The organism is Methylobacterium sp. WL116 (assembly GCF_008039455.1).
Taxonomy (GTDB): domain Bacteria; phylum Pseudomonadota; class Alphaproteobacteria; order Rhizobiales; family Beijerinckiaceae; genus Methylobacterium.
Genome location: NZ_VRUV01000337.1, coordinates 1 through 4,996, shown reverse-complemented (window position 1 = coordinate 4,996; position 4,996 = coordinate 1). Strand labels below are relative to the sequence as shown.

The window sequence follows — 4,996 nt, the reverse complement described above, 5'->3', positions numbered from 1 at the left end:
CGCCGACGCCCGCGCGCGACGCTTCTCCCGCTCCAGCCGCCCGGGGGCAGGGCGTCGGCCAGCTCGGCGCAGAGGCCGGCGACGCGGGCCTTCAGCTCCGCGTCGAACATCCGCCCGACCATGACCATGCCGCCGGAGAACCACTGGCCCATGCCGCCGAGCTCCGGGTGGTCGAACTGCGCCATCGTGCCGTTGCCGGCCTCCAGCGCCCGCATCAGATGGCGCACCGCTTCGAGGCTGACGCCGTGGCGATCCGCCACGATCTGCAGCCCGGAGGCGTGGTCGGGGCCCTCGTCGTTGTGTGCCTCAAGGGTCATGCGGGCTGCTCCGGGGGACGCGATGCGCCGAGGCGCTGCTGGGGGCCGCGTGTGCCGGGCCTCGCGCCCGGGGCGAGCCCGCACTATGCCGCGGTCGGCGGAGCGGTGGAAGAACCCGGGCTGCGCAAAAATGCCAGGCCCGCGAACGGTTTCCGCCCGAACCTTCGGCACCCCTCGCTGCGCTGCAAAAATTTCGCGCACGGCGGAGCTTCGCCCACGGACGCACGTTCACAAAATGGCCCGGGGGCCCCGCTGCCGAGCGTCAGGCAGCGGTCGTCGTGATGCGGCCCCGGCCGCCGGAGTGAACATGGCCGACCATAACCGCTACGCAGCCTCGACCCGTCCCGTTCGTTCGCGCATCCAGGAAGGCAAGCCCTATCCCCGCGGCGCGACCTGGGACGGCCTCGGCGTGAACTTCGCCGTCTTCTCCGCCCATGCGACCAAGGTCGAGCTCTGCCTGTTCGACGAGTCCGGCGAGAAGGAGATCGAGCGGATCGCGCTGCCCGAATACACCGACGAGGTCTGGCACGGGTACCTGCCCGACGCGCGCCCCGGCACGATCTACGGCTACCGCGTCCACGGCCCCTACGAGCCCAAGGCCGGGCACCGCTTCAACCACAACAAGCTGCTGATCGACCCCTACGCCAAGGGGCTCGTCGGCTCGATCACCTGGAACCCGGCCCTGTTCGGCTACCAGATGGAGACCGGCGACGACCTGACCTTCGACGAGCGCGACAGCGCGCCGTTCACCCGTCGCAGCCAGGTCATCGACCCGGCCTTCACCTGGGGCGCCTACCGCAAGCCGAACATCCCCTGGGAGAAGACCATCATCTACGAGGCCCACGTGAAGGGCCTGACCAAGAACCATCCGCGGGTGTCCGAGCGCCTGCGCGGCACCTATGCGGGCCTCGGCAACCCCGACGTGCTCGACTACATCAAGAGCCTCGGCGTCACCGCGGTGGAGCTGCTGCCGGTCCACGCCTTCGTGCAGGACGACTACCTGCAGGAAAAGAACCTGGTCAATTACTGGGGCTACAACACGATCTCGTTCTTCACCCCCGCGCGGCGCTACGCGGCGGTGCCGGACTTCGCCTTCTCCGAGTTCAAGGAGATGGTCGCGCGCCTGCACGGCGCTGGCCTCGAGGTGATCCTCGACGTGGTCTACAACCACACCGCCGAGGGCAACGAGAAGGGCCCAACCCTGTCGTTCAAGGGGATCGACAACGCCTCCTACTACCGGCTGCTGCCGGGGCAGGAGCGCTACTACATCAACGACACCGGCACCGGGAACACCTTCAACCTCTCGCATCCGCGCGTGCTGCAACTCGTCATGGACAGCCTGCGCTACTGGGCGACCGAGATGCGCGTCGACGGCTTCCGCTTCGACCTCGCCACCATCCTGGGCCGCGAGCCGCACGGCTTCGACGAGGGCGGCGGCTTCCTCGACGCCTGCCGCCAGGACCCGGTGCTGAACGACGTGAAGCTCATCGCCGAGCCGTGGGATTGCGGCCCGGGCGGCTACCAGGTCGGCGGCTTCCCGCCGGGCTGGGCCGAGTGGAACGACCGCTTCCGCGACGACGTCCGCGGCTACTGGAAGGGCGACGAGGGCCTGCTGCCCGATCTTGCCAACCGCATCACCGGCTCGGCCGACAAGTTCAACAAGCGCGGGCGCAAGCCCTGGGCCTCGGTGAACTTCCTCACCGCGCATGACGGCTTCACCCTGCACGACACGGTCGCCTACAATGACAAGCACAACGAGGCCAACGGCGAGAACAACCGCGACGGCCATTCTCACAACCTCTCGTACAATTACGGCGTCGAGGGACCGACCGACGACCCGGCGATCCGCGCCGTGCGCCTGCGCCAGATGCGCAACATGCTGGCGACCCTGTTCCTGTCGCACGGCACGCCGATGCTGCTGGCCGGCGACGAGTTCGCGCGAACGCAGAAGGGCAACAACAACGCCTACTGCCAGGACAACGAGGTGTCGTGGATCGACTGGGGGGCGATCGGCGCCGAGGAGCGCGATCTCGCCGAGTTCACCCAACGCCTGATCCTGCTGCGCAACGCGCTGCCGATCCTGAGCCGCGGCCGCTTCCTCACGGGCCGGTACGACGAGGATTTCGGCGTCAAGGACGTGACCTGGCTGCGCCCGGACGGGGCCGAGATGGGGTCCGAGAACTGGACCGACGGTGGCGCGCGTTCGCTCGCGGTGCTGCTCGACGGGCGGGCCCAGGCGACCGGCGTTCACCGCCGCGGCGGCGATGCCACCCTGCTCATCATGTACAACGCCTACCACGACCTCGTGCAGTTCACCCTGCCGGAGTCGGTCGGCGGATCGGCCTGGACGCGCCTGCTCGACACCAACCTGCCCGACAGCCAGGAGATCGCGAGCTTCGCCTCGGGCGAGCGCTACGACGTCACCGGCCGCTCGATGCTGATGTTCGTGCTGAAGCCGGACGACACGCCCGGCGACGCGGTAACGGAGATGGAGCGGTCCTACCAGCACGTGATGCAGGCCTTCGAGCGGGCCAACATCCACGAGGTCCACTTCCACCTCGACGAATCCGATCGCTGATTTCGGCGTCTTCCCCTCGGGCGGACGATCTGCCACGAGGGGCTGAATACAAAAATCGGACGATCGCGGGCCGCCGTGCGTTGGGTATCGACGCGCGGCGGCGACGCGTCTGACGGTCATGCGTCGAGGGATCCATCATCCATGCCCAAGATACTGCTGGTCGAAGATCACGAGGAGATCTGGGATTTCCTGTCCCGCCGGCTCAAGCGTCGCGGGTACGAGGTGATCCTGGCCCATGACGGCGAGGCCGGGGTGCAGCAGGCGCGCTCGGGGCGCCCCGACGTGATCCTGCTCGACATGAACCTGCCGATCCTCGACGGCTGGTCGGCGGCGCGCGCGCTGAAGTCCGGCAGCGACACCCGCGGCATCCCGATCATCGCGCTCACCGCCCACGCCATGTCGGGCGACCGCGACAAGGCGATCCAGGCCGGCTGCGACGACTACCACCCGAAGCCCGTCGATTTCTCGAAGCTGCTCAGCCAGATCAGCGCGGCTTTGGGCGAGACGGCGTCGGCCTGAGGCGGGCCATTCTTCCCTCCCCCTGGAGCGGGGGAGGGTGGGCCTCGCGTCGGCGAGGGTCGGGAGAGGGTAGCGACCTTTCCGGACAACGCGCTCCCTTCTCCCGACCCGCTTCGCGGGCCACCCTCTCCCGCAGGGGGGAGGGAAGAGGCGGCGGCGGACTTCAGCGTAACCGGAGCGTAATCCCATGAGCGACGATCCCGTCACCGCGCAGCGCCTCAAGAACGGCCTGCCGGTCTTCGTCGCGCTGGCCTCGTTCCTCCTCGTCGTCGCGGTGATGGCGGCGCTGTATTTCGGGCGCGACATCCTCGTTCCGGTGACGCTGGCGATCCTGCTGAGCTTCGTCCTGGTACCGGCGGTGCGCCTGCTCGGGCATATCCGCGTGCCGCGGGTGCCGGCGGTGCTGCTCGTCGTCGTGGTGGTGTTCGGCGCGCTGTTCGGGATCGGAACCCTGATCGCGCGCGAGGGCGGCCAGCTCGTGTCCGACCTGCCGCGCTATTCCCTGGTGATGCAGGACAAGATCAAGTCCCTGCGCGGGGCGACCGCCGACACCGGCACGCTGTCGCGGATCGTCGACGTGTTCCAGGACCTGAGCGCGACGCTGTCGCCGCCGCCTCCGCCCGAGCTGAAGGGCGATCCGGGCACCGCCGGGCATCCGCTCACCGTCGAGATCCGCGCGGCGCGGGCCGGCTTCGTCGAGAACCTCCAGACCTTCGCCGGGCCGATCCTGCACCCGCTGGCCACCACCGGCCTGATCCTGATCTTCACGATCTTCATCCTGCTCCAGCGCGAGGACCTGCGGAACCGGATGATCCGGCTGGCCGGCGGCTCGGGCGACCTGCGCCGCACCACCGCGGCGATCGACGACGCGGCGCGCCGCCTCAGCCGGTTCTTCCTGGCGCAGCTCGCCCTCAACGTCGCCTTCGGCGTGGTGATCGGCGTCGGGCTGTGGCTGATCGGCGTGCCGAGCCCGACCCTGTTCGGGGTGCTCGCGGCGATCCTGCGCTTCGTGCCCTATATCGGCGCCGCGATCAGCGCCCTGCTGCCGCTGGTGCTGGCGGCCTCGGTCGATCCGGGCTGGACCATGGTGATCGCCACTGCGGCCCTGTTCCTGGTGGTCGAGCCGATCGCCGGCCACGTGATCGAGCCGCTGCTCTACGGGCACTCCACCGGGCTCTCGCCGATCGCGGTCATTCTCTCGGCGACGATCTGGACCTTCCTGTGGGGGCCGATCGGCCTCGTGCTCGCCACCCCGCTCACCGTCTGCCTCGTCGTGCTCGGCCGCCACGTCGACCGGCTCTGGTATCTCGACGTGCTGCTCGGCGACCAGCCGGCGCTCGATCCGCCGGAAATCTTCTACCAGCGCATGCTCGCCAACGACCCGGCCGAGGCGATCGACCAGGGCCGGCAGTTCCTCAAGGAGCGGGCGCTCGTCACCTACTACGACGAGGTCGTGCTCGCCGGCCTCAGGCTGGCGCAGGAGGACCTGTCGCGCGGGACGCTCGACCGGGAGCGCCAGGGCGAGGTCGGCGCCGCGATCCGCACCGTGGTCGCGCGGCTCGGCACCACGCCGGTGGCCCGG

Annotated in this window: 3 protein-coding genes and 1 pseudogene; 3 read left to right on the top strand and 1 reads right to left on the bottom strand. The window is 69.4% G+C overall.

Annotated features, from left to right (window positions below):
- A pseudogene (locus FV223_RS19735) lies at nt 1-317 on the bottom strand (SHOCT domain-containing protein); the annotation flags it as partial.
- Between the two features lie 307 nt (nt 318-624).
- On the opposite strand from FV223_RS19735, the gene glgX reads away from it, so the two are divergent.
- From glgX to FV223_RS19715, 3 genes are all read left to right on the top strand, one after another.
- Nucleotides 625-2,895, top strand: a complete 2,271-nt coding sequence (glgX, locus tag FV223_RS19730) for a glycogen debranching protein GlgX (RefSeq protein ID WP_147728598.1) — start codon at nt 625-627, stop codon at nt 2,893-2,895.
- A 141-nt stretch (nt 2,896-3,036) separates the two neighbouring features.
- A complete protein-coding gene (locus tag FV223_RS19725) occupies nt 3,037-3,414 on the top strand; it encodes a response regulator (protein ID WP_147728597.1) in 378 nt (125 codons plus the stop codon).
- A gap of 187 nt (nt 3,415-3,601) precedes the next feature.
- A partial coding sequence (locus tag FV223_RS19715; RefSeq protein WP_147728596.1) for an AI-2E family transporter occupies nt 3,602-4,996 on the top strand: 1,395 nt, incomplete at its 3' end.

Excerpts from the sequence above, each read along its gene's own strand:
- glgX (WP_147728598.1), top strand. The coding sequence starts at position 625 with ATGGCCGACCATAACCGCTACGCAGCCTCGACCCGTCCCGTTCGTTCG.
- FV223_RS19725 (WP_147728597.1), top strand. The coding sequence starts at position 3,037 with ATGCCCAAGATACTGCTGGTCGAAGATCACGAGGAGATCTGGGATTTC.